Here is a 23,068-nt window from a genome sequence, read left to right on the forward strand (position 1 = left end):
GGTTGATCGGCCCTGACGTCGCGCATGTGAAGACCTTTAGGAAATTGCGAAACTACATTCGCGTGCGTCTACGACTCGACCGGTTGCTTCGTTGACTCTAGCGCTCGCGAAATTGCCGCTTGCAGCGATTCGACAAACTCATCGCCATAGATGGCGTCGTCGTAGTCAATGCTCACGACCAGATTGTCGTGAGACAAATAACTCGTAAGCTCCAGGTGATGGCTGGGGGCGCCATGCAGTGTCTTCATCGAGAATTCGTTTACGGTCCAGTCACCGCTGGCCGACATCTCGATGTCGCCCAGAAAGTTGTAACTTACGTCGCAATCATAGATGCCGGCCGCCCGCCGCGTCGTCTCCTGTCCAAAGAACTCATTGCCGAAGGTATGCGCTATTGGCTTTGCGCGCGCCAAATAGTCTGAGACCTCCTCGACCGTTCCAGGCAACTCGTCGCGATGTACGCGCATTACCAATGGGAAGATGATCGTGAACCAGCCAAATGTGCCGTGTGTCTCGACCGTTGCCCCGTCCACTTCTCTGCCGGCGCCGAGAATGTGAAGTTTTTGGTACTCGTTGCCGCTGAGCGTTGCGAAGGCTGTCAAAATGGCGGCCAGCAGCAAGTTGCTGGTGCGCGCGAGCCGCGACGCTCCCTGCCGCGAAGGCGACTTGAGAGAGCCAAGCTGGATCGTCTTTCGTTTGAATCTTTCCTTTGGCGGAAACGGGCTATTCGGTCCCACCAAGCTTTTCTCGCAGCGGTCCCAGGGAAGGGACCGCCAAAATTCAGATGCGCGGGTACGCTCGAGTGCATCCTGATAGTGTGCAACCCAGGCCGAATACTGCGGCGCAGTCGACCAGCTCTGTATATCCTCTACGTCGCCATGCGTTCCGTCCGCCAATTCCGACAGCAGCAGGATCCATGAATAGCGGTCGACATAGAATTGATGACAGGAGATGATGATTTGTGACGAGAGCCCCCGTTGCACCACAGTGACTGAAATGGCTCTTCCGTTCGCCAGCGAGATTCGCGCTTCGTTAGCCGCGACAGCGGCTTCGACGATCGGGGTTCCAGCCGCGACGTCAATTTGCCAATGAGGCCCGGCCCATTCATTTATATGTCTGACGAGTACGGCCCGAACGACAGCCACGATCTTTTCGACGCCAACGGACGCCGAGCAATCGAGGACACAGGTCTGGCACCACTGATCGAGATCGGGAATCCCACGCGTTGCGAGAAATCGGCGAGTGGGAAGGATCCAGTTGCCCGTTTCTTTTCTCGCCCCAGCAACGCCTGGGTCGACGCTTCTCGACAATGTCAGCTCGCGGATTGGGATGTCCGAGAGCAGCTGTTCGAGGCCAAGTTGGAGGCCCCGGCGTCTCAACGCGGTGATCAGCTGCAACGCTCGCAAAGAGTCGCCGCCATTCTCCAGGAAGCTAAGGCCGGGCTCGACCACCGCACCGCCAAGAACCCGCGCGGTCTCCTGTTCCAATGGGGTCGAAATTTCGGCCGATGACGGCAGAGGCCGCTCTTGACTAAAGGCTTCCAAGATCGCAGCGCGGTCTAACTTGTTGTTCTTATTCAATGGCAACGCCGGTAGCATCAGGAAATGCTTTGGCACTTTATGTCCAGGCAGTTGCCCAGAAAGCTGCCGGCGCAACTCAACGCCGTTCGTGAGCCCGGACACAGGCACGACCGCCGCGAGCACCTGCTTCTCTTCACCCTCATCAAGGGCGATCACGCACGCATCCTTAACGCCGTCCAGGGCACGTAGTGAAGCTTCAACTTCGTGCAAGCTCACTTTCTGACCACTAACTTTAATCACCGAGTCCCTTCGGCCGGTGATTACGATGTGCCCGTCGTCATCATAATAGGCCAAATCACCGGTCGAATAGTATTCCCCGTCCATGGCGGGATTCGTCGTGGTGATCTCGATGGTAGTTCTCGACGAGGGGTCAAACCGCCTTGCTATCAAGTCCGACTGGACAACCAGTTCTCCGACCACACGCGGCGCTGTTACTTGCTGGTCACCCTTCAGGAGAGATACCGAGACCCGCTCAACGGAATGTGCGAGCGGCCAGCTGTCCTCCATTGCGAATGTGCCATGCTGATGCCGCGCATACAAAGCGGTTGTGCATTCGGTCGGCCCATACGCGTTGTACAACATGGATGATGGGGCAAATGCGGCATTGAAACGCGCAATGTCGCTTGCATAGATTAACTCACCTCCCAAAACCAGCTTCTTGGCGCTGGCGTAGCCGCTATCCTTGTCAGCGTACAAACGCCTGAAGTACGGCACCGTCATGTGGAGCGTGTCGATACCGTGCGTCTCGATAAATTGCCTAACCTCGTCGAATTCATGTTGCCTGGGGCTGATCGTACACAAGGTACCGCCCCGCTGGAGACTCACGAAGATATCCATTAAACCGGCATCCCACCCGGCGGACGCGAGCTGGAGGACGCGGTCGCCTGGCTGTACGCCCAGGTAACGAGCGTAGTTCGTGATGTGCGCATCGAGCGATGCGATTGTCTGCAGAATGACTTTAGGCTCTCCTGTTGTTCCGCTGGTAAGAATTGCGTAATCCGAGCAACTCAACTTTAGAGGAGGGTACTGCCTTTCATCTCGCGCTATGTCGCGGTGAAACACGTCCTGCGCAATATCGATGACAGCAACTCCGGCTACTGCCGATGGCTGTGCGGAGCCACTGCAGTTAACGAGGAGTGATGCGTCCAAAGCTCTTATGATGTGGTCAACGGCGCCGACCGGCGTGGCCTGGTCTACAAACAGAACCCGCGACCCGCTGGAGAGCGCAGCCAGAACGCCGACATAAATATGTAGTCCGTGCGAACCATACACAACGACGACGTCGTCGCCTCGACCGGCGGCGTTCATTCTCTCAGCCGTAGCCGCTACGTAGCCGCGCACTTGTTTGAAGCTATACATGCCTCGAGCATCGATAACCGCGACGGCCTCGTTGTCTCGGGCGCGAGCGTTAAAATATTCGAACAAGGCTAACTCTCCCCTGCCAGACCCGCGTAGGTTAAACGGAAGACAATGCGTGGCTGAAGGACGAGACAAACTTGTCGATCTCGGCCTTCGTGATTGTGAGGGGAGGAGTCATTTTGACGGTGGAGACGCGTTGCCCGCCCGTTCTGACGATCACCCCAAGTTCTTCCAGCTTCTCGCGAAGACGCACGCTAATCGGGACAGACTGTTGAGCACCTTCCTGGTCATTCACGTCACACGCGAGCATAAGGCCACGACCGCGGACCAACGTGATACGAGGATCTTCTTGCGCCAACTGCTTGAGGCGGCTGCAAAGATAACCGCCCATTTTGTCGGCGTTCTCCCACGGGCGCTCTGAAAGATGGACGTCAGCCACCGTACACGCCACGGCGCACGCCAATGGCATGAATGTAAATGTCGATGAATGCTCAGAGTAAGTCAGTAGATCTACGAGTTGCGGATCGCCGATGATTGCTGAAATTGGCAAGCCGTTTCCAAGCGCCTTACCGACGACCAACAGATCCGGCAGCATTCCTAGGCGGCTAACAAACGGACTGCCGGTGCGGCCAAATCCTGTGTAGATCTCATCGAAGATCGTTATAACGCCGTACTCAATTCCGACTTGGAGGATCGTTTCAAGGGTCCAGAAAGGCAACGGATGAATGCCTTCGGCCGCCTGGATAGGTTCGACGATCATCGCCGCAGGCAGTTGGCGCCGCGTCTTCAGCGCGTCCAGGTATGTACGGAATGAGCTCGACCAACCCGACGAGTCCTCATCGAGGTCGGCGTAGCAACTCTCAAGGGAAACACTGGGATAGTCCACCGCACCTGCAGGAACATGCTTTCGAAAGAGCTTGTTCGACGATACGGCCAGCGCGCCTTGCGTTTTACCGTGGAACGCGTTGCTGAAATAGAGAACGGAACTGCGGCCCGTCTTAGCGCGCGCGATCTTCAGCGCAACCTCGATACCTTCGGCACCAGTCACGGCGCCCATAACAGAAGCGCGCTCGAAAGGAACCAGGCGAGCCAGCCTTTCGACCAAGGAGTGGCGATGGGGGTTGTCGATGTTCCAACCCGTATGGATGAGAAGTTCAGATTGCCGCTGGATCGCCTGAATGATTTCCTGGCGCCCATACCCAAGATTTGCGGCGCCGCTGCCGCCCGACATATCCAGGTAAGCCTTGCCTTCGGTATCATACAGGTAACAGCCACTGCCACGAACAACAGACGGCGACCTGCTATTCTGCCGCCTGACAGAGATCGATCTTGCTTCACAGTACATACTGTCACCGCTTTAAGGATAGGAGAGGTCGGAGATCGATTTGGCCATCCGGGCTTACCAGCAGCATTGCGAGACGGCCGATTGCGTACGCTCCCGCATCACCGGAGCGCCGTGACCCAACCGACTCCCGCTAGAATCATCAGCGTGCCGATCCCCTGCGCGAGGCCGAGCCGGTCACCTAGGAAAGCCACGCCCATACCTACCGAAAGGACCGGCCCCAGGGCCCCAATCAAGGCCATTCGATTGGCGCCGATCCGCGTCATTGCCGCAGTCACGAGATACACCGGTATAATCGTCGTGATCAGGGCCATCCCTGCGGTCAGCGCGTAGACGCGCCAGGACACGAGCAGGGCCGCAACGTCCCTCGTGAGCGCAAATTGAAGAATGCATGCGGTCGAGCCAACCAAAATCACAAACGACGCTGTCCGAAGCGAGCCGACACGATGCCCGACACTGCTGTTCAGCACGAGATAGAGCGCATAGGTAGCCGCGCTAAACCAGGCCAAGCCTGCGCCTCGAAGCATCTCCGATCCGGAAATCGATGCACCGCCGATCAGAAGCGCCAAGAGGCCGGCATAAGTGATGACAAGCGCCCCAACCTCCGAGACCGTTGGCCATCGCTTCAGGATCAGAATTGAAAATACCATCACAAAACTTGGATAGCTGTAGGTTATCAGCCGGCTGGTTCCTGCCGACAGAAACTCCAGACTCCAGAAATCCAGGTAGCTCGACACATAAAATCCGGAGAAGCCCATCAAGAGCAGGAGTGATTTCTCCTTTATCGTCAGAGCAGCACGGTCCGATCGCGGCATCTGCCGGTCTGAAACAAGCAGAAGTATTGAAGCAATCGGCCAACAATAGGCCATACGCATTGCGAGAATCGTGATCGGATCTTGAAGCTCTACGTAAGCGAGCTTCACGAGCACCGGCCGAACTGAAATGCAGGCGATCCCGACAACGCCGAGAGCTGCACCGACAAGATTTCGACGAGTGGGGAGGTCTGGTGCGAGCCAGTGTTTCAAAGAGAGGCTGATCATCATTCTCAACTGAAGAGCATCACGCATATTATTACTCTCTGCAGCGCACGTCTGACGCTACGAGGAGGATTGAGCCCTAGCACGCAAAACCTGTAATTGCACGCCTAACTCTTCTCTACTTGCCCAAAATGTTTTCGTTCAACCCAACAAAAAAACTTATGCGGGTCGAAGCGCGCTGCGCCCGCTCAGTTTGAGGTGACGGCAATTTTCTCGGGATCACTATCCCGGAACGTCCGCAGAATGATTGAAGCAGAGTTCCAGCGAACAAGGCCAAACGCAGCCTCCTCGGCAAAAGAGAGAAGACATCGTTTGATGTGTTCGCCGCAGTGGTCCGCCCGGCGAAACGCTCACGCGAGGCTCCGCAAGCGGAGCGGAATGCGTGCATCCGCAATCGATTGCTCTGTGCACCAGGTGTACTGAGGCTTCTCACATTATCCGATGTTGGCAGCGCTTGCGCCAAAGTATCGCGCTATGACAACGAGCGTTCTGCGGTCGGCTCGGGACGAGAAGAATTCCGAGCGCAGATTGGAGCGCCAACAGCCTCAAAGAGCCATTCACGAAAGCGAGCAACTTGCTCGCAGTTATCCAAGTCTCTGGGACAGACCAGATAGTATGCCTCGTCCGCGCTAACTTCCATGTTGAGAGCCTTCACCAAGGAGCCCGAAAGCAGATCCGGCTCCGCAACCCAGCCTCGTGCGAGAGCGATGCCTGATCCTGCAACGGCGGCCTGAATTGCCAACAGACTATCTCCGAAACAAAGTGTTGGCTTCCGAAGCCGCGCCTCTTCCCCACACGTTGAAAGCCAAGATAGCCAATCGGACCGGCTTGCTTGGCCGTGGCCGCTGGCCGACACCTCCAATAGTTCAAATCTCTTCAAATCGCTCACACGCCGCAGACCTTCTGCCGGGAGCAGATTCGGACTGCATACCGGAAATATGGAATCGTTCTGCAGAAATTCCTGCCGCGTGTTATTATCCCGTTTGTCGGCACCAATTGCGATCGATACGCTTCTTACTTTACCCGTCATTTCCGGCGGACCAGCGCCTATGTTCAAACGCAGATGGATGTTCGAGTGTCGCCGGCTAAACTCCTTAATGCGTGGCATGAGCCATTTCGCGCCTATGCACGGAGGCGCGTAGACTACTAATTCATCGTCCGCCAATCCGTGAACGGAATCGATCATGTGCTCCATCTGGAACAATACACTTCGGATCGGTTGGTAGAGAATGTGACCCGTAGCCGTCAGCGCTACAGTACGAGCGCTTCGAGAGAAGAGCTGCACGCGGAGCCGCCTCTCCAGCACCCTCACCTGATGGCTTATTGCCGCTTGCGTAAGGTGCAGCTCGTCAGCAGCTCTCGTGAAGCTCAAGTGGCGTGCGGCGGCTTCGAAGGCCTGCATTGACTGGCACGATGGGAGATTCTTCCGCGTCATTCCGAACGTCAGCCCGCTACGTCAACACAATACCTTAGCTTGTATTCTTCTATTTATGCTACCCCGCGTCGCAGCCCGCAACGCAACATGATCTCGTTTTCATTTTGCTTCAGAGCGCACGGATTCATCTGGCGATTATTTAAATCGCTATGCATTCTCAAAGACGGCGATACGATTCCTCAAGTCCGCAGACCTTGTAATCTCGGATTTGCATGGCTTACCCGCGCGTCGTGCTAAGCCCGTGGAAGGTGGCCGTGGCGATCTTGCCAGCATCATCCGTTCGGAATCTCGCGCAATTGCGTCGACGATCACTGGTTTTCTGCGCGATTTGGTCGCTCGCTTCGCAACTTTGCAGGAAAACACACTGCTCTTTCAGCTAGCGTTCTCGAACGCCGTCGGGCCAGCAGGATCTTACCAAATCCTGTCAGCAACCGAACGAACGCGAAGGCGTGAAATCTCTCGCTTGCGGTAGTTGCTTGAGGTCAGAGCGCATTTAGTACGTGTGACGGAGATCACGCTTAACTACCATTGGACTCGCTCTTCGAGATATCCCGATGCACAGTGCATTTAATCATAAATTGATTGCCTTCCGCTCCAACCGCGCGATTGTCCCGGCCAAGCTAGCGAGTAGTTGAAGCATGCTCCAACTGCGTGAGCGAGGAAAAGCGCGCGACGGCCTCGCTCCCGCGAGAGCAAGGCTGCACGGTGGGCGAAATCCGCGATTTGGGCAAGACTGCGCGACAAATTGCGTGTGACGACGAAGGCGTGAGAAAACGTGCAGCTTTCATGCTAAGCCGAGACGCGATCAAACTGCACTGTAACATCTTGTTCGCTGCCGATCGTCGTCCTCTTCACCAGAACATCGGGTGATCGTTGCCCCACCTTCTCCGCGCAGATCGCCAGCAGATATTCTTGTGCCGGACGAAGTTGCCAAAACTGCCATCTTGCCGGGTCATCGGACAAGTCTGGAGCGATTTGCAGTTCAACCAGGCCGTCCCGTTCGAGCCGAACGTCGACCTTCTGCAGGGGTAGAGACACGCCCATTCCGCGAGCTTTGAGATAGGATTCTTTGAAGGTCCAATGTTGGAAGAAGCGATCAAGCTGCTGCTCCGGCGGCAGTCGGCCGCACTCTGCAAGTTCAGCCGCCGTGAACACTTGTCTCGCCACATCAAGCGGGCTTTCGCGAACGAAAATGTTTTCGACGTCAATTCCTATCGCGCGACTTCTCGCGACGGCGAGCGCGATCAACCCGGCTGTATGCGACACGTTGAAACAGAGACCAGCCACTTCTGTCTTCGTCTCGTCGATCTCTGGGCGTCCGTAGGGATTGACTGAGAAAGCCCAATCTTTCGGATCAATTGGCTCATATCGAGATAGCACCGTACGAACGAGTGCGCGCGTTTGAAGATATCGCGCTCGATCACGATCAAAGCGAAACCTTCGCTCTTGTTGCCTTTCATCCAGGCTCAGAAGCAATCGGTAAGTCGCCGCTTTCGCAGGATCGATCTGGTCGCTCGCAAGCCACAAGTGAATCTCGTCTCGCGAGAGGCCGATCAGGGAAGAACCAATCATCATCACAGTCAACCGCCGCGCCGAATCCGATGTCAGCGGACAGCAGTTCCTCGCTCAGCAGAGCTATTGGGATTGCTTGTTTTCCACCTGGGCTCGTATTTGATGCATCCTGGGCATGCTTCTACGATGACAGTTTTGTTTCACGACCTCGGGTTTGGCATACCACACTGATAAGCCGATGATGAGATCAAGACTGCTCGCGTTCGTCAAAAATCCAAGGAGCGCGGACCGCGCTCGTTTCAGCCACCAGGCAACAACCTCTGTTGATGTGTGACCGCGGACACCTCGGGCGCGATCGTCCGCCGGCTTGTATGCGACACGAAAAACGCCACCCGGCATCAATACCCGTGCCAGATCGGCTTGGCTGCGAGTATGCACCTTCGAAAAGTCGGTCTTCAAAGAGACTTCTGGCGACGACCGTCGTCAATGCCAGTGCCTTCAAGTCGAGCCGCGACTTTGCAGCTTGGACCGGACTGGCCCCCCAGCAGAATGGGAGCAGAGGAGAAATGGCATCGGCCGGCATCGCGGGGCCGGGATCAATCCCGCCGACGTCGCGAAGTGCCGCGCATAGGTTGAGCGCCGAACAGCTATTCGCCGTCGATGAAGCAACGAACCAGCGGATCATGTGTCCGACGGGCCTGCCGGTCGATCCGCTTGATCTGGTCGAGCGGAGATCGCGGCCGCGATCTGACCGCGAGTGCCGCTCAGTCCTCGTTGGCGGCGATCGATTCCATCAGCGAGACCAGTTGGCGCTGCACGGTCTGATCCTTGATCTTGCTGTAGGCGCGCAACAACCGGAGGCTGAACGCGCTGTCGAGGAACAGCAGGCTCTCGACTTCGCGGGCCTTGTTGTCGCCGTCGTAGAAGAAGGTCACCGGCACGTCCAGCGCGCTCGCGATCTGCTGAAGGCGGGCGGCGCCGACGCGGTTGACGCCCTTTTCGTACTTCTGAACCTGCTGGAAGCTGACGCCCAGCTTGTCGCCGAGTTCCGCCTGCGAGATCTTCTGCTCGACACGGCGCAGACGAATCCGCTTGCCCAACTCAATGTCCGGCTTGCCGGCGCTGCGCTGCTTCATCTTCTTTGCTGCTGATCTGTTCATTCTGGTCACCTATCCTTCCAATCGAATCCTAGTCTTCTAGGTCGGGAAACCGTGCATGATGTACCGCGTAAGGTTCCTTGGATCGTCAGTTGGTCGTAGGTGTCATGGCAATCCCGGAAAATCGCAGGATGGTATCCTGACCCAAGGGCACCTGAACCGACTTTGCCGATTAACCAAAGTTGATCGCGGCAGGTTGTCTATCGACACTCCCGCCTTCTCATTTGACAGAATATTGACAGAAACACAACTACCGCGAGTTTTAATCATCACGGATCTTGATCGTCATGCTTACCGGGCGGCACGACCTCGTTCCCGCATTCCTACCGGGCTTCGTTTAACAGTGGTGCGGGAGGAGCGTTCGCATTGCTGCTGGACAATGTCGAAAGCTGTGGATCATCGGAAACAAGCCCGCGCACTACCACACTGAGCAATGCAGCGGCATACTACGAGGATCTTATCGCCAAGGGACGAATGACCGTGTGTCTGCACGATGGCATTGTGGCCAACGCTGAGCCGGGCGACGTAACCCTATTGTTCATATCGCCTGAACTCGTCGGGCTTGGACTTGGTGGGCGGCTGCTCGAGATTGGAATTGCCCAGGCCCGCGTTGGCCACAGCGGGTCAATATGGCTCGAAGCAACGATCAATGCCGAAGGCTTTACCCAAAGCATGGCTCTCGAAGTCTGGGCGGAGGCTCTTTCGCTCATGGTCTCAGCGGCGAGTCTGTCGAGATCGAGTACATGGAACTGCGAACCCGGAGCATTTAGATGCGAATACAATGAGCAGGATGCGGCCGCTGCCCTGTGCCGAGCCGGATCAAGGCTGATTGTGGAAAGCACAACGGCGCGATGAAATCGAATGGCGTCGAACCGCCCCTTCAAAGAGCAATGAGGCGTAGCTGATCTTGCCACCGAACCCGAGCGCGGACCGGCGGAAGAGCTCGACGGAGGAATTCGTTGATGTGAAGGGGGACGCAAGCGACATTCACGCCCACCTTCTCAGACCGCAACAGCAGATTGGCACGATCAATCAGAGTATCGCCGGCAAGAAAGCCGATGGTCATCAGCCTTAACTCGGAGCCCGTGACATATACGACCTGAGCTCCTCGCTGGCGAATTCTCTCTACCCCCGCGCACGCGCCATGCAGCCGTACTTCAACTGCCTCCAAACAGTACGCCTCGTACGATTGCGCACCACAACGTATGCCCTCCGTCGGGGTGAGGCGCAACCTGATTGTGTTCGTATCGAGCGTTTTTGCGTTTGCCGTGCAGATCTTGCGCGCAATGTAGCGTTTGGCGCGGGAAAGCAGCGACCTCGAACGGCTAGATTGGAGCGCAGGAAGGTCCGTCATCGGCAACGAGACGAAGGAAATTCATTTGGCAAAGCAACGCCGGCCTGTAATAGGAGCCGCGAGCAGCGGCGTTTACCTCGATGAACCGCCCGAAAGAAATCGCTGGCCGCTCGCCGCACTGATCGTTGCTTGGCTAAGCCGTGTAAGGATGGGCAAGCGCCGCAGAATTGAGGGATTTCCCGTATCTGATTGGTTGCGGAACGATATCGGCTGGACGCAAGATCACACGAAATCGACGCCTGATAGAATCGACGAGATGAGGCGAAATCATATCGGGTGGCTTTAGCTGCGCCGGTGTGTGCTCGAGAATTCGACATCAGGCTCGCGGGCAGATGTCGTGCAATCCTGATCCTGCTATAGGTCACCGTTTCGACCACTGAAGTGAGTAGTCCGTCTAGCTCTTTGGATAGGACGATTCATTAACGCGCATCTCTGCGAGCCTCCCTGGCATGGCCGGAGAGCTCGGCATCACCGGACCACAATGGATGATCCTCGCGGCCTTGGAGGATCTCGACAAAGGCGATGGCGTCCCAGTCAATTGATGTGCACGGCAGCTGCAACAGCACGGCATCACCAGCGGCGATGCGGTCACGCGCAGTTCCGATTACCGCGGGCCCCTTCCCTCATCGAACTGAAGTCTAAGAGAGCGGTCGCCCCACCATTCTACCTATTAGCGCAATCAAAATATGTTACTCGTTTAAATTGTTTGCGGTTACGTTTATAAGCAGCCAGCTCCGCTTATGGAGCGATATGGAGTCGGCAATGTCTCAAGCAAACTGGAAATTGGCGAAATGGATGGGCGCGGCTTGCCTCGGGCTGCTGCTGGCGGGACCGGCAAAGGCGCAACCCCTCTGGACCTGGAGCAACCAATACGGCTCGACCCTAGCGGTCAACAGCTACAACCAGAGCACAGGCGCGATTTCCGGCACCTATACCAACAACGCGAGCAATAGCTGCGATGAAGGCGCGCCTCAGGCCATGACAGGTTGGCTCGCCCAGACCAATAACGGCACGGCGATCAGCTTTTCAGTCAACTTCGTAGGTTGCGGCTCGACTACCGTGTGGACCGGACAGCTCAATGCTGCGTCGGGCTTTCAGGGCCTTTGGCTGCTTTCGCTCGCCGAGCCGGTGGTTTGGAATGGCATCAGTGCCGGGGCCGACACCTTCACTTTCGCTAACGGCGACAAGTCGAAATTGACGTCAGCTGGTGGCGAGGCGGCTCTGGGCGGCGCAGGCGAGAAGCTCTCGAACACGAAGAATCGCAAATGACATAACTAGCCAGTGTGACGACGTTTCGAACAACGTCGTCACACTGTCCGCCTTCATTGCATGGCAAAGAGGCCGAATGCAGTGCGCCACCTTGCGGCGCCTCCGAAACACCCGGCTCTCCATTTCGTCGGCTGCTGACACACATCCCGAAGACGTCGCATCGCCGTAGTACGTCGACACGCGAAACACCTCGGATTGCGTCCGGTGTTCGTGGCATGCCCTGAACGGATCGTCATGGTCATCCTGGACCTGCCTCTCTGCCCAGCGAACAGGCGGCCGTTGCGATTGTATGCAAAGCCCCAATGTGAAGCTGAAACGACGCAAATGTGAATCCGAGGCGAGATTGTTCGTTCGTTATGTACAGTGTTTGTCGGAGCAAAGGCGCCCAAAGCGCTGGCAAAGTCAGCGCGTCGGCCTCGTCCGAACAGGGGGCAATGCAGATGGGAGATATAATGTTCGACCGTGATGGCAACTTGATCTCTCAACTCCTGCTTTACGTTGTTCTGTTGCTTATTGTTGCGTCTCTGATGATTGCTGCATGGCAGAGAACTTGATGATTGAAACCAGTCGCGGCGAGTTGCTGGAGGCTTTGGTGGAGCGCCATAATGGGGAAATCGGGTTCGGGCGTTGGAATATCGATCCTCGTTAAAAAGACGTTCCGGTGGCGTTGCAACAGAGCGTAGATTCAAATCGACGTCCGCACTTTGTACGAAAAGAACCAATCTGAAGCTGAGACACGAAGAGCGACGAGATTGTTCGTTGTTGCTACCGTGATCGTCGGAGCAAGGGCGCCCCAAATCTGTCTTTCCGTCTGCGCGACCAAGCCGGGCGCAAGCTGTCGATCTGTTGCCCCGCACTGTTGCCTGCCGCAGGGGGGAGCGCGCTCATCCGAGCAGTGCTATTTCGTCTTGCGACGTGGGGGCGCCGGCTTACGGGCATTAGGCAAGGTCCAGGGTGTCGTCGCACCTTTGGGGGGCTCAACAAAGAGTTCAAATATATCAATACCTAGCGATTCGGCAGATCCGCTCGAGAAGTTCAATTGTCGCGTTTTTTGATTCCGCTCAAGACCGCCCACATAGGAGCGGTCAATCCCGGTATCGCGAGCCAATCGCGCCGGCGATGTCGCGATCGCCGTCCTCTCGGCCGGCGTTCGCGCCTCATGGTGGCCGTCATCGGGATTGTCTCGACTGCGTTCGGCTTGCGATATTGGCCCCTATCAGCGCCCGACGCTCACCCGACGCGACGGATTTTCATCGCTCATGAGGACACTTGATCGACATCACGATTGGGCTCAAATCAACTAAAGCCGCGCAGGACGGTCCAATCGGAAATCGGATCTCGCCTGGTTCTAAGTGTGTTGATCGGATCTTCATCTGCAAAGCCCAAGGCCATCCCGCAGAAGACCAATTCCTCAGTGGACAATCCGAGCAATTCCATCAGAGTCTTTGGGTAGCGCGACCAGTATTCCTGCGCACAGGTCGAGAGTCCTTCTTCGACGGCAAGTAGCATCACCGTCTGGATGAAGATACCGAGGTCCGCCCACTGCGGCGAGCCCAGCCTTCGGTCGAGACAGAAAAACAGGCCGACTGGTGCGCCGAACAGCTGCCCGTTTCGAGTCAGTTGTCGCATGCGACCAGCCCGATCTTCCCTCGGAATGCCCATCACCGCATAGAGATCCTCTCCGTACTCCCAGCGCCGGCGCCGATAGGGATCCCACAGCGAGTTTGGGTAAATCTGGTATTCTGGAGGCTCCCCAATGGGATTTGCGCTAGCGCGCCTCTTTAGTTCGTCGAGCGGACCACCCGTGAGCGCGTAGACACGCCATGGCTGAAGATTCCCTCCCGAAGGTGAGCGGCGGGCTTTCTCCAACAGCGTGAGCACGCGTTTTTCGGACACCGGATCGGGCTTAAAGGAACGGACCGAAATGCGCCGCTCGATGGCTTCGGAGACATTCATACGACTAACTAATATTTGGGGTGGATTGAAATTGACCAGGAGCGTGAGTGACAATTACCATGAAAATTGTGCCAAGACTCTTTGGCAAGGCTCCTGGTCGAGGCAGGCAAGTGAACGGATTGCAGGTCAATTCACAATCAAGCGTGCAGACAAGGCCGCGTGCGAATGCCGGGCGTCGATGCAAACCACCGGGAGATCGACCCTACGAAGGGCCTGCCACAGTTAACTCGCCATCACTGCCGGGCTGAGATATCCACCGTTAGCTCAGTCCTTCCTCGACGTGGCAGAGTGCGCACAGCGTCGGCACATGCATGCGCGATAGGATCATTCAGAACTTTTTTATTGCAGCTTTGGATGTCTGCAGGAAGACCGCGAGCATCGATACCGCAAATAACACGGCCAATTGGAGAGCGCCGACTACGGCTGTCTTGGGGCTGATTTCCAGGTGAATATCCTGCCACATCAACATTGCGAGTGGCGTTTTGGTTGGCGAGCTCAAGAACATACTCAAGACGAGATCATCGAACCCGGCGAGGAAGGCGAAGAGGAAGGCGCTGGACAGGGCGGAAACGAGAAGTGGCAGCGTAACGGTCAAGAAGGCCGTCATCGGCGCGGCCCCCAAACCGACCGCTGCTCGCTCGACATCCATGTCGCTGTTTTGCAAGGCGGCCGTCATGATAATGACCACATAGGGAAATCCGAGAACCGTAAAGCCCAGCCAGAAACCAGCGATTGTACCGTTGAGCTTCAATGCAACAGTGAGAAAGAACAACCCGATTCCAAGCACGATTTGGGGCAGGATCATCGGGACAATCGCGGCCAGCCACATGACCCCGCGTGCGCGGAAGGCACCTCTGGTTAGAAAGACACTATAAGCTGTCCCCACCAGCGATGCCGTGGAAGCGGAAAGTGCGGCCATGCTGAAGCTGAAGAGGGCTGCGTCGCGCCAGCGTTGATCGGCGAGCAGCGACTTAAACCAGCGTGTAGAAAGGCCCGGAGGTGGGAACATGAGATAGGGTGCATTACTGAACGCGATCATGACGACGACGATCATCGGCGCCAGCAGGAACAGCAGGACCGAGATGAAGAGGATGTAGAGACAAGGACTGGCGACAAAAGCCATTGCGTCGCACAAAGTAAGAAGCGCTACGGCCGCCTGGCCGATACCCAATCGCCGATACCAGGCACCACTGCGCAGGCCGCCTCGTCCGGACCGCCATCGATCGTTTCCGTCAGCTCCCGGAGCGACAATGTTCCGGCGAAACAGGACGAGGAACGCGGTCACCCCGAAAAACAGCATGCAAGCCAGGGCGGCTGCGAAATCGAAATCCGCTAATGTCGAGACGCGGACTTCAATAGCCTGGGCCACCATGTAGTCGCCAGGGGCTCCAAGCATGGCTGGCGTGATGTAAAAGCCAAGGGCGCATAGAAAGACCAGCGCGCACCCGGCCGCCAGTCCCGGAAGCGAAAGCGGAAAAACGACCGTCCAGAAGACGGTCGCTGGGCCGCTGCCAAGGCTCTGCGCGGCCTTGATCAGCGCCGGATCAAATCTCCGCAAGGCGCCGTAGAGCGGCAGGATCATCATCGGCAGAAGGATGTGGACCATGCCGACATAGCTGCCAAAACTGCTGAAGACCAGCGGCAACGGCTCGCTTGTCAGGCCGACGGCAATGAGCAACCGGTTCGCAATGCCGGAGCTGCCAAGGATCGCGATCCAGCTATAGGAACGGATCAGGATGCTGGTCAGATAGGGAATCGCCACGAGCATCATGATCGGAACGGCATAGCGGCGGATCCGGGTCGCTACGAAATAGGCATAGGGATATCCCAGCAACGCGCAGAGCCCGGTGACGGAAAACGCCATCCATAGGGTCTTGAGGAAAATTCCCAACAAGACGGGCGTGCGAATGATCTCGGTGTAGGCCTGAATGCTCCAATGCCCCTGATGCCGCAGGCTGATCCAGACGACGATGGCCATCGGCGCGGCGTAGCCGACAATCAGAAGCGCAACTCCGGGAAAATAGAGAGCTATCCGTCCCGCCCGCCCGGATCGCCCATCAGAGAAATTGGTGATCTTAGCCTCCGGCAATCCAGCGCTCCCACTCAACGATGGCGCGTCGCAAGCCAGTTTCTCCCGTGGTGTCCACCGCATTCCAGAAGGCGTAGTCTTGGACAATCTGTCGCTCCTTGAGCTCGGGCGCCGTAGGCATTAACTCTGCCCGCTCTTTGGAGAGGTGTTGGAACGCTCGAGCGTTGGTGGGTCCATAGGTGATAAGCTCAGAGAATCTCGCCTGAGGCTCCGGACGGCTCATATAGGCGATGTATTTCTGCGCATTCTCAACATTCAAGGCTCCCTTTGGAACGGCCCAGGCTGCCCATTGTAAAATGCCCTGATTCCAGCTCTTGCCGATCTTTGCTCCTTGATCATTCGCGCCGTCGATGCGTCCATTCCAGGCGCTTCCAACCGTTGCCTGTTGGTCGACCTGGAGCTGCACCGATTCGGCTCCGCTGGCCCACCATTTGACGACATTGCTTCGCAGATTATCGAGGCTCCGAAACGCACGCTTCCAGTCCAGCGGATAGAGCTTTTCGGGTGGAACACCATCGGCCAGCAGCGCGATCTCATAGGTCGCGCCATCTGCGGCATTGGTCCCGGCGGCAAGTGTCCGCCTTCCGGGAAAATCTCGAGAATTCCATAGATCGGCCCAGCTTGAGGGGGCCTTGCTTCCGTACTTCGCGGCTTCATATGCAATCAGCATCGAGTAGATCATCGCCGGCGCGTAGTTGTTCTCGGCAGCAATGACGTCATAGCCCTCCCGGTCCTTGTTCGCCCAGAGATCGTAGTCGATGGGAAGCAGCAATTTGTCCTTCTCGAAGTTGGCGATCGCGCCTCCGGAGAGCAGAGAGACGTCGTGCTTGGGAGCTCCTGCCAGGACTGCCGCCAACTGCACGCCGGACGCCACGCCTGGCTGATGAATGACCTTAATTCCGGTTTCCGCTTCAAAGGGTTCGGAGTAGGCGTTCAGTTGAGCTGCCCCCATGGACCCGCCGCCGTCATGGACGACCACGGAGCCGCTGCCTTTCAGCATTGACCCAGCAATGGCTGGCGCCGGAAAGGTGAACCCCGCACCGCCCACCAGCACCGCGCCGCCAAGCAATGTCCGTCGGGTGAGTTCAAGCGGCATGGGAGTTCTCCTGATTTATGACGGGGGATTGGTCGAATAGACGAACGCTACCCGAACGGAAGCGCAGGACGGCCACGTCGCCCGGCCGCCAGGCGCGCTCGCGCGCTGGCTGTTCGGCGATCAGCCGGTGTCCGGCCGCCTCCACCAGCACCGTTTGGGTCGATCCGCTGAAAGCTGTCTCGATGACGCGGCAGGCCTCGCCCCCCTCATGTTCGGGGCAGAGCACGACGTCTTCCGGGCGAACCCCGGCCCTTGCACCTGTTCTCGGACTATCTGCCGCAAGTGCAAGTGCGAGCCCCGTCGCAAATCCGACGACGCGCAGACTGCTGTTGTAGAGCGGCAGGAAGTTCGTGCGGCCGATGAAGTCAGCGACAAATGCATCGGCCGGGCGGTGATAGAGAGCTGCCGGCGTACCCACCTGACGAAGTCGGCCTTGATCCAGCAGCGCGATCCGATCTGCCATCGACATCGCCTCTTCCTGATCATGGGTAACGAGAATAACGGTGGTGCCGAGCTCTTTCTGAAGCAGCTTGAGCTCAAGTTGCATATGCTGCCGCAGCTTCCTGTCCAGCGCACTCATCGGCTCATCCATCAGGAGCACCGTCGGATTGGAGATCGTCGCCCGCGCGATCGCGACGCGCTGCTGCTGGCCGCCGGACAGTTCGCCAATCGATCGCGCACCAAGCCCGGTCAGCTTGACAAGATCGAGCGCCGTCGCGACCCGCTGCCGGATCTCCCGGTCCGAACAACCCCGCCGCCGCAACGAATAGGCAAGATTCTCCGCGACGGTAAGGTGGGGGAACAGAGCATAGCGTTGAAACACCATACCGATACCGCGTCGGTGAGCTGGCACACGGTCGATGGCCTGTCCGCCAATCAGGATCTGGCCCCGGTCTGCATATTCGAAGCCGGCGATCGTCATGAGGGCGGTCGACTTCCCCGATCCGCTCGGACCAAGAATGGCGAGAAACTCGCCTGCCTGTACTGTGAGGGACAGATCATCGAGCGCGACCGTCGGGCCATAGGCTTTACTCAGCGACCGAACCTCGACGCTTTGCCCCTTGACCGTGCTCATATCGGTCTCTCACCTGACGAGCGGAAGGGAGTGATCGAGCGCCGAAAGACGCTCGGGTGCTTCATTGGTCACAATGAAGGTCTCCCCCAGGCTCATCGCAAGACGAGCTTCGCTGTCGAGGAGGATCATGTGCAGGAAGATCACCATTCCGGGCGCGATGGACACTGGATTGCCTGTATAGGCCATCGGCCACTCCATCCAGGTTGGTGGATAGGACGTTCCGAGGCTATAGCCGCAGGCGTTGAGTCTCGCATGCTGAAACCCGCGGCGATCGAGCACCTCGGCGTGAGCATCGAACAAGTCACCAAAGGTAAATCCCGGCTTCAACCGCTGCTGGCAGGCGGCGAGAGCCTCGACCGCCGCAGCATGCATGCGATGTTGCGTGGCGCTCGCCTGCCCGACCAGCGCCGTTCGCATGAGGACCACATGGTAGTGGCGATAGGCTGCCGCGAACTCTATCGTCACCTGGTCAATCCCACCGATCGTTCCTTTGCCGGTGAAATATCGGCATTGCAGAGCGTTATCGCCGGCCCCGCAGACGAAACGTCCAGCCGCCGGATCGCCTCCCGCCTCGAGGACCGTGCCGTAGAGTTCGGCCAGGATGTCGGACTCGGAATTTCCGGGCACGCACCTGGTCACTCCGTTGCGCCATGCCTGGTCGGCAATGCGGCCGGCCTTCCGAACATAGACAAGCTCGGCGGGGGACTTGATGAGGCGCAGAGCCGAGATCAGCTCGGACGCATCCTCCAATTTTGCATCCTTGGCAAATGCCGCGTCCACCAGCTTGCCGCGCTGCGCATTGAGCGTTGTGGCGCCATATTCGACGCCGATCCGGCTGCCGAATTTGAAGCGATCGCGGATCGCGCCAAATAACGTCTCGGCGGGGTTCGCGCCGTGCTGATCGACCCAGAGGCGGACATCGTCGACTGTCGAAGTCAGCCGTGCCTGCCGAATGTCCGCAGAACGCGTCAGCAACACCATATCACCGCTAACGCCGAACCAAAGGCACTGAAACTGCGAGTATCCGGATGTGTCATAGCCGGTGAGCCAATACATGCTTTCCTGTCGAAATATCAAAAGTCCCGACAGGCCAAGCCGGATCAATTCATCTTGCAGCCGCTGCTGCCGTCCCTCGAATTCGGAGCGCGTGAAGTGAAGCGCCATTTGATCCCCCGCATCATGCCCGCCATCGTGAACTCCCCTCAATGGTTCGATCGTTGCCCACCTGATTCCAGGCGTCCGAATACAAATACCGCTCAGAAGCTCATGATATCGATGGTATTTGGGCCGGATCGAAATTGACGAGGAGCACGAATGACAATTGTCGTGAAAATCGTGCCACGCGTGGCCGTCTCGTTATTCCCGTTAGTCGGTCATATCCCTCAAATGCTCCCCGTCCTCTTCGACGCCTCCAGCCGGCTGCTTGGCTCGCGGCATCGGGGTTCTCACAAAATTGGCGAACGGCAGTTCATCGTCCTCAGGCTGCTCAAGCATCATGTCCCCGCATTCTCAAGCCCAGTTGTGAAGGGGCGGATTTCGTTCGTTCAGCACATAGTTGCCGATCAAGTGATACTTCCACCGCACGGGGTCATGCAGCGTATGCGTGCGGGCATTGCGCCAGTGCCGATCGAGGTTGAGGCTTGTGCGAGCACTGCTCGCGCCGCCAAACTCGAACAGCTTGGATGAGGCGAACAGCGCCGTATCGTTTGCCAGTACTTTTGCCTCGGCGACCGCGACAGAGGCGCGCGCAACATCCGCTTCGTCATGATGGTCCCGCACCGCATCCATGATGCGAGCGGCCCGTTCAACCATCGCGCCGGCGGCGTGCACCCGGATTTGGAGATCACCGAGCGAGGCGATCGTATGGGGATCATCCTGCGGACGTTCCACGCCACTATCGATCCAGGGACGCGACGCCGCCCGCGCAAGCCGCACCGCCTCCGCAAAGGAAGCCCGCGCAATTCCGAGGTCAATCGCAGCGTGCAAGAGCTGGGCGAAGGGACCGCTCAGGCTCGGCCTTGAAAATGATTTGTGGCGCTCGATGACATGCGCGGGATTGACCTCAACGTTATCCGCAATCACCGTGCCACTTGCCGACGTTCGTTGCCCGAATCCGTTCCAGTCGTCGACGACCGATAAGCCGGCAGCATCGCGCTCCACATACACATAAACGACGTTGCCATCATCGTCGACGCCGGAGATGGGTATCCAGTCCGCGAACAACGCGTTGGTGCAATAGACCTTGTGGGCCTTCAGTCTCAGGCCCGTGGCCGTTCGGCTGATGCGGCCGCGGATGTCCTGCACATCCCTTCCGCCGGCTTCGGCGAACGCATTGCCGATCACTTTACCGCTCAGCACTTCAGCAAAGAAGAAACGCTTCTGCTCCTCAGTGCCGATGCGATGCAGGTTCTCGAGCAACAGGTAGTTGTTCTGCGGAAGCTGCCCAATCGACGGATCGGCCTCCGAGATCGTCGCCACGACCTCGATGATGGTCTCGTACGAAGCGCCAGCGCCGCCGAACTCGGGTCGGATGCCGATACCCCACAATCCGCTTTGGACAAATTGCCTGACTTCCCCGTGCGGCAGGCGACGCTGACTGTCGCGCTCCGACGCACCGGAGGCCAACGCCGGGGCAAGCTCTCGCGCGACCGCAAGCGCTTCCTCGGACGTGCGAATCACACGTGTGGCAGCGTGCGAGGACGCTCGATCCAAGTGCGTGATGGGGGGCGCTACATTCATCGCGGTTGCTACCTTTCGGACGCCCTGGACGACGTGGCCAGGCCGACGAGAAACTCGAAGATGATCCGAGCGCAGAGAAATCCGGCGAGACCCGCGGCATCGTGGGGCGGGCTGACGCAGTTGATGTCGATCGCAACGATATTGAGCCGGCGCAGCGATCGCGCGACCAGCAAGCCCTCCCGTGCCGTGACGCCCTCCCAGCTCGGGGTGATGACGCCGGGCGCCACCGACGGATCGAAGAAATCCATGTCCCAGCAAACATAGACGGGACGATCGGCAAGCCGGAGGCTCACTTCGTCGAATACCGCCGCAATGCCGCGATCCAGGAGCTGGGCGAGTGTTACTAGCTGATAGCCAAGTTGGCGAGCGTGCGCATAGAGCCCCCTTGAGGAGACTGGACCGCGCAACCCGATATGGAACGATGCCGTGGGGTCCAGCAGCCGTGCCTCGACGGCTCGATGGAAAGCTGCCGGTCCGATATTGCCAGTCAGCGGATAGGCATCCGTGTGTGCATCCAAATGCACGACCGCGAGCTCCCGGTAGCGTCGTGACACCGCGCGGAGCAGAGGCAGCGTGACGCTGCCGTCCCCTCCGATCATCAGGGGAACCGCATTCGTGCTGACGAGGGTGCCGGCGAAATCGGCAATGGCGCGCTGAGAGGCGTCGAGATCGCCGTGCTGCACGCGCGCGTCCCCGACGTCGACCAGTCCGAGCGCCGCCAGGACGTCGCAATCGCTGTCGGGATCCACCGCGCGCAACTGGATCGACTGTTCACGCACGCTTCGCGGTCCAAGCCGCGAGCCCAGGCGCGAGGCGTGTTGGCCGGCATCAAACGGAAGTCCGCCGATGACGGCTCGGGATTGCGGCGGTACGCGAGCCACAAAGGGCGCGCCCATGAAGGTAAGCGGAGCCGCAGCGTCAATTGGGGCGTCGTCAGCCATGCTCATGACGCAAGCACGTCGAGGTATCGGTTCTGAACCTCGAAATAGTGTCGAGCGTACCATTCGGCCTCGACCGCCACCTGACGCGCGAGGTTTTCAGGTGAGCCGGGGTTTTGCTGCTGCAATTCGGCTGGAATGAGCTTGTTCGCAGCCGGATTGATCGGCCCCCAACCCAGCCGGGTGAGCAGCGCCACCTGAAGCGTCGGATCTTGCGATAGCGCCACCCATCTCCAGGCGTCCTTGGCGTTCTTCGTTCCCTTCAGAACGTTCCAGGCGGCGATCAGGAGAATGCCCTCATTGAAGTGATAATTGACCCGTCCCTTCGTATCCTCCTTCACGCCTTGCGCACGCGTATTCCAGAGGCTACCGACCGATACCTCTCCCGATCGGAGCAACTGCTGGGCTTCCGACGTATTGCTGTAGAAGATCGTGTCCTTCTTGATGGCACGCACCTTCTCCAGGCCGCGATCGACATCGAGCGGGTACAGCTTGTGCCGTTCAACGCCGTCCGCCAGCAGCGCCGACTCCAGAACACCCTCTACATTGTTGCGCAACGCGCGCTTTCCCTTGAAATTCTGCGTGTCCCAGAAATCTTTCCACGTTTGCGGCGGCGTCGCACCAAAGCGCGCGCTATCGTAAGTGATGACGAAAGAGAAGAAGTATGAGCCGACACCCCATTCGGTGCGGAACTGGCTTGGCACCGCGTTAAGGTCGACAATTGATTCATCGACTTTTTCCAGCAGGCCTTGCCGGCCGAGTTCCAGCGCGGACAGCAGATTTCGGTCGGCCACGTCCCATGCAACATTGCTCGACTCGACCATTGCCTTGATCTTTCCGGGCGTGGGACCCGTCGTGTCGAATGCGACACGGCTGCCCGGATAACGTTTGACGAACTCCGCCGCGAGGACGTCGCGCTGCGCGGGTAGCGCGTCGCCGCCCCAATTGGCAACCACGAGCTCGTTCTGCTGCGCATTTGCGGAAGATGAGAAAGCCAGCGAGCCTGTACCGACGCCCAACGCTGACAAGAGCTGAAGGAAGTGGCGGCGATGGACGGTCTTGCCTTGCGTCGCCGCCCGGAGCGACCACTCGAGGGACTGCATATAATCGGCATCTTGCGAAAAATCAGGCAT

At 58.1% G+C, this 23,068-nt stretch carries 17 protein-coding genes and 2 pseudogenes; 4 read left to right on the forward strand and 15 right to left on the reverse strand.

Annotation, left to right across the window (positions count from 1 at the left end; translation table 11 throughout):
* Positions 1–68: 68 nt before the first annotated feature.
* Complete coding sequence (locus ACVIGB_RS26085; protein ID WP_456749385.1) at positions 69–1,901, reverse strand: condensation domain-containing protein; 1,833 nt, start codon at positions 1,899–1,901, stop codon at positions 69–71.
* 66 nt (positions 1,902–1,967) lie between these two features.
* A pseudogene (locus ACVIGB_RS26090) lies at positions 1,968–2,966 on the reverse strand (AMP-binding protein); the annotation flags it as partial.
* Here ACVIGB_RS26090 and ACVIGB_RS26095 point away from each other — a divergent pair.
* Positions 2,946–3,008 carry a hypothetical protein gene (locus tag ACVIGB_RS26095; RefSeq protein WP_456749386.1) on the forward strand — a complete coding sequence of 21 codons (63 nt, stop codon included), beginning with the start codon at positions 2,946–2,948 and terminating at the stop codon, positions 3,006–3,008. The pseudogene ACVIGB_RS26090 and the gene ACVIGB_RS26095 sit on opposite strands and share 21 nt — an antisense overlap.
* Positions 3,009–3,033: 25 nt before the next feature.
* On the opposite strand, the gene ACVIGB_RS26100 is transcribed toward ACVIGB_RS26095, so the two are convergent.
* The 5 genes from ACVIGB_RS26100 to ACVIGB_RS26120 form a co-directional block, all read right to left on the reverse strand.
* Positions 3,034–4,281 carry an aspartate aminotransferase family protein gene (locus ACVIGB_RS26100; RefSeq protein ID WP_456720484.1) on the reverse strand — a complete coding sequence of 416 codons (1,248 nt, stop codon included), beginning with the start codon at positions 4,279–4,281 and terminating at the stop codon, positions 3,034–3,036.
* A gap of 98 nt (positions 4,282–4,379) precedes the next feature.
* Positions 4,380–5,345 carry a DMT family transporter gene (locus tag ACVIGB_RS26105; protein WP_456720483.1) on the reverse strand — a complete coding sequence of 322 codons (966 nt, stop codon included), beginning with the start codon at positions 5,343–5,345 and terminating at the stop codon, positions 4,380–4,382.
* 442 nt (positions 5,346–5,787) lie between these two features.
* Positions 5,788–6,750, reverse strand: a complete 963-nt coding sequence (locus ACVIGB_RS26110) for a LysR substrate-binding domain-containing protein (RefSeq protein ID WP_456749233.1) — start codon at positions 6,748–6,750, stop codon at positions 5,788–5,790.
* Positions 6,751–7,539: 789 nt separating this feature from the next.
* On the reverse strand, positions 7,540–8,325 hold the full coding sequence (locus tag ACVIGB_RS26115) for a 4'-phosphopantetheinyl transferase family protein (RefSeq protein ID WP_456725076.1): 786 nt from the start codon (positions 8,323–8,325) through the stop codon (positions 7,540–7,542).
* A gap of 701 nt (positions 8,326–9,026) precedes the next feature.
* Positions 9,027–9,422, reverse strand: coding sequence for a helix-turn-helix domain-containing protein (locus ACVIGB_RS26120; RefSeq protein WP_094194089.1), 396 nt, complete (start codon positions 9,420–9,422; stop codon positions 9,027–9,029).
* A gap of 363 nt (positions 9,423–9,785) precedes the next feature.
* On the opposite strand from ACVIGB_RS26120, the gene ACVIGB_RS26125 reads away from it, so the two are divergent.
* The 3 genes and pseudogenes from ACVIGB_RS26125 to ACVIGB_RS26135 all read left to right on the forward strand — a co-directional run bounded on the left by ACVIGB_RS26125 (position 9,786) and on the right by ACVIGB_RS26135 (position 12,042).
* A complete protein-coding gene (locus tag ACVIGB_RS26125) occupies positions 9,786–10,274 on the forward strand; it encodes a hypothetical protein (RefSeq protein WP_456720481.1) in 489 nt (162 codons plus the stop codon).
* A 951-nt stretch (positions 10,275–11,225) separates the two neighbouring features.
* Positions 11,226–11,312: pseudogene (locus ACVIGB_RS26130) on the forward strand (MarR family transcriptional regulator); the annotation flags it as partial.
* Positions 11,313–11,535: 223 nt separating this feature from the next.
* A complete protein-coding gene (locus ACVIGB_RS26135; protein ID WP_456720480.1) occupies positions 11,536–12,042 on the forward strand; it encodes an avidin/streptavidin family protein in 507 nt (168 codons plus the stop codon).
* 1,296 nt (positions 12,043–13,338) lie between these two features.
* On the opposite strand, the gene ACVIGB_RS26140 is transcribed toward ACVIGB_RS26135, so the two are convergent.
* The 8 genes from ACVIGB_RS26140 to ACVIGB_RS26175 form a co-directional block, all read right to left on the reverse strand.
* Positions 13,339–13,998: a nitroreductase gene (locus tag ACVIGB_RS26140; protein ID WP_456720479.1), complete on the reverse strand. Its 660-nt coding sequence runs from the start codon at positions 13,996–13,998 to the stop codon at positions 13,339–13,341.
* 328 nt (positions 13,999–14,326) lie between these two features.
* A complete protein-coding gene (locus ACVIGB_RS26145; protein WP_456720478.1) occupies positions 14,327–16,087 on the reverse strand; it encodes an ABC transporter permease subunit in 1,761 nt (586 codons plus the stop codon).
* Positions 16,074–17,183, reverse strand: coding sequence for a polyamine ABC transporter substrate-binding protein (locus ACVIGB_RS26150; protein ID WP_456720477.1), 1,110 nt, complete (start codon positions 17,181–17,183; stop codon positions 16,074–16,076). Before ACVIGB_RS26150 ends, ACVIGB_RS26145 begins: the two co-directional genes overlap by 14 nt.
* Positions 17,173–18,258: an ABC transporter ATP-binding protein gene (locus tag ACVIGB_RS26155; protein ID WP_456720476.1), complete on the reverse strand. Its 1,086-nt coding sequence runs from the start codon at positions 18,256–18,258 to the stop codon at positions 17,173–17,175. The genes ACVIGB_RS26150 and ACVIGB_RS26155 overlap by 11 nt, the downstream gene beginning before the upstream one ends.
* A gap of 9 nt (positions 18,259–18,267) precedes the next feature.
* Positions 18,268–19,422: a M24 family metallopeptidase gene (locus ACVIGB_RS26160; RefSeq protein ID WP_456720475.1), complete on the reverse strand. Its 1,155-nt coding sequence runs from the start codon at positions 19,420–19,422 to the stop codon at positions 18,268–18,270.
* A gap of 345 nt (positions 19,423–19,767) precedes the next feature.
* Positions 19,768–20,997 (reverse strand): SfnB family sulfur acquisition oxidoreductase, encoded by a 1,230-nt coding sequence (locus ACVIGB_RS26165; RefSeq protein ID WP_456720474.1) that lies wholly within the window; start codon positions 20,995–20,997, stop codon positions 19,768–19,770.
* A gap of 8 nt (positions 20,998–21,005) precedes the next feature.
* Entirely contained in the window at positions 21,006–22,001 is a 996-nt protein-coding gene (locus ACVIGB_RS26170; RefSeq protein WP_456749234.1) for an arginase family protein, read from the reverse strand.
* Positions 21,941–23,068 (reverse strand): ABC transporter substrate-binding protein, encoded by a 1,128-nt coding sequence (locus tag ACVIGB_RS26175; RefSeq protein ID WP_456749235.1) that lies wholly within the window; start codon positions 23,066–23,068, stop codon positions 21,941–21,943. The genes ACVIGB_RS26170 and ACVIGB_RS26175 overlap by 61 nt, the downstream gene beginning before the upstream one ends.

It is taken from the genome of Bradyrhizobium sp. USDA 4341 (genome assembly GCF_054063755.1).

Bases quoted from the DNA above. Each gene is read 5' to 3' on its own strand.
- ACVIGB_RS26085 (WP_456749385.1), bottom strand. From the start codon at position 1,901: ATGGACGGGGAATACTATTCGACCGGTGATTTGGCCTATTATGATGAC.
- ACVIGB_RS26100 (WP_456720484.1), bottom strand. From the start codon at position 4,281: ATGTACTGTGAAGCAAGATCGATCTCTGTCAGGCGGCAGAATAGCAGG.
- ACVIGB_RS26105 (WP_456720483.1), bottom strand. From the start codon at position 5,345: ATGCGTGATGCTCTTCAGTTGAGAATGATGATCAGCCTCTCTTTGAAA.
- ACVIGB_RS26160 (WP_456720475.1), bottom strand. From the start codon at position 19,422: ATGGCGCTTCACTTCACGCGCTCCGAATTCGAGGGACGGCAGCAGCGG.
- ACVIGB_RS26170 (WP_456749234.1), bottom strand. From the start codon at position 22,001: ATGGTACGCTCGACACTATTTCGAGGTTCAGAACCGATACCTCGACGT.
- ACVIGB_RS26150 (WP_456720477.1), bottom strand. From the start codon at position 17,183: ATGCCGCTTGAACTCACCCGACGGACATTGCTTGGCGGCGCGGTGCTG.
- ACVIGB_RS26135 (WP_456720480.1), top strand. From the start codon at position 11,536: ATGTCTCAAGCAAACTGGAAATTGGCGAAATGGATGGGCGCGGCTTGC.
- ACVIGB_RS26115 (WP_456725076.1), bottom strand. From the start codon at position 8,325: ATGATGATTGGTTCTTCCCTGATCGGCCTCTCGCGAGACGAGATTCAC.
- ACVIGB_RS26165 (WP_456720474.1), bottom strand. From the start codon at position 20,997: ATGAATGTAGCGCCCCCCATCACGCACTTGGATCGAGCGTCCTCGCAC.
- ACVIGB_RS26155 (WP_456720476.1), bottom strand. From the start codon at position 18,258: ATGAGCACGGTCAAGGGGCAAAGCGTCGAGGTTCGGTCGCTGAGTAAA.
- ACVIGB_RS26120 (WP_094194089.1), bottom strand. From the start codon at position 9,422: ATGAACAGATCAGCAGCAAAGAAGATGAAGCAGCGCAGCGCCGGCAAG.
- ACVIGB_RS26175 (WP_456749235.1), bottom strand. From the start codon at position 23,068: ATGCCTGATTTTTCGCAAGATGCCGATTATATGCAGTCCCTCGAGTGG.
- ACVIGB_RS26110 (WP_456749233.1), bottom strand. From the start codon at position 6,750: ATGACGCGGAAGAATCTCCCATCGTGCCAGTCAATGCAGGCCTTCGAA.
- ACVIGB_RS26140 (WP_456720479.1), bottom strand. From the start codon at position 13,998: ATGAATGTCTCCGAAGCCATCGAGCGGCGCATTTCGGTCCGTTCCTTT.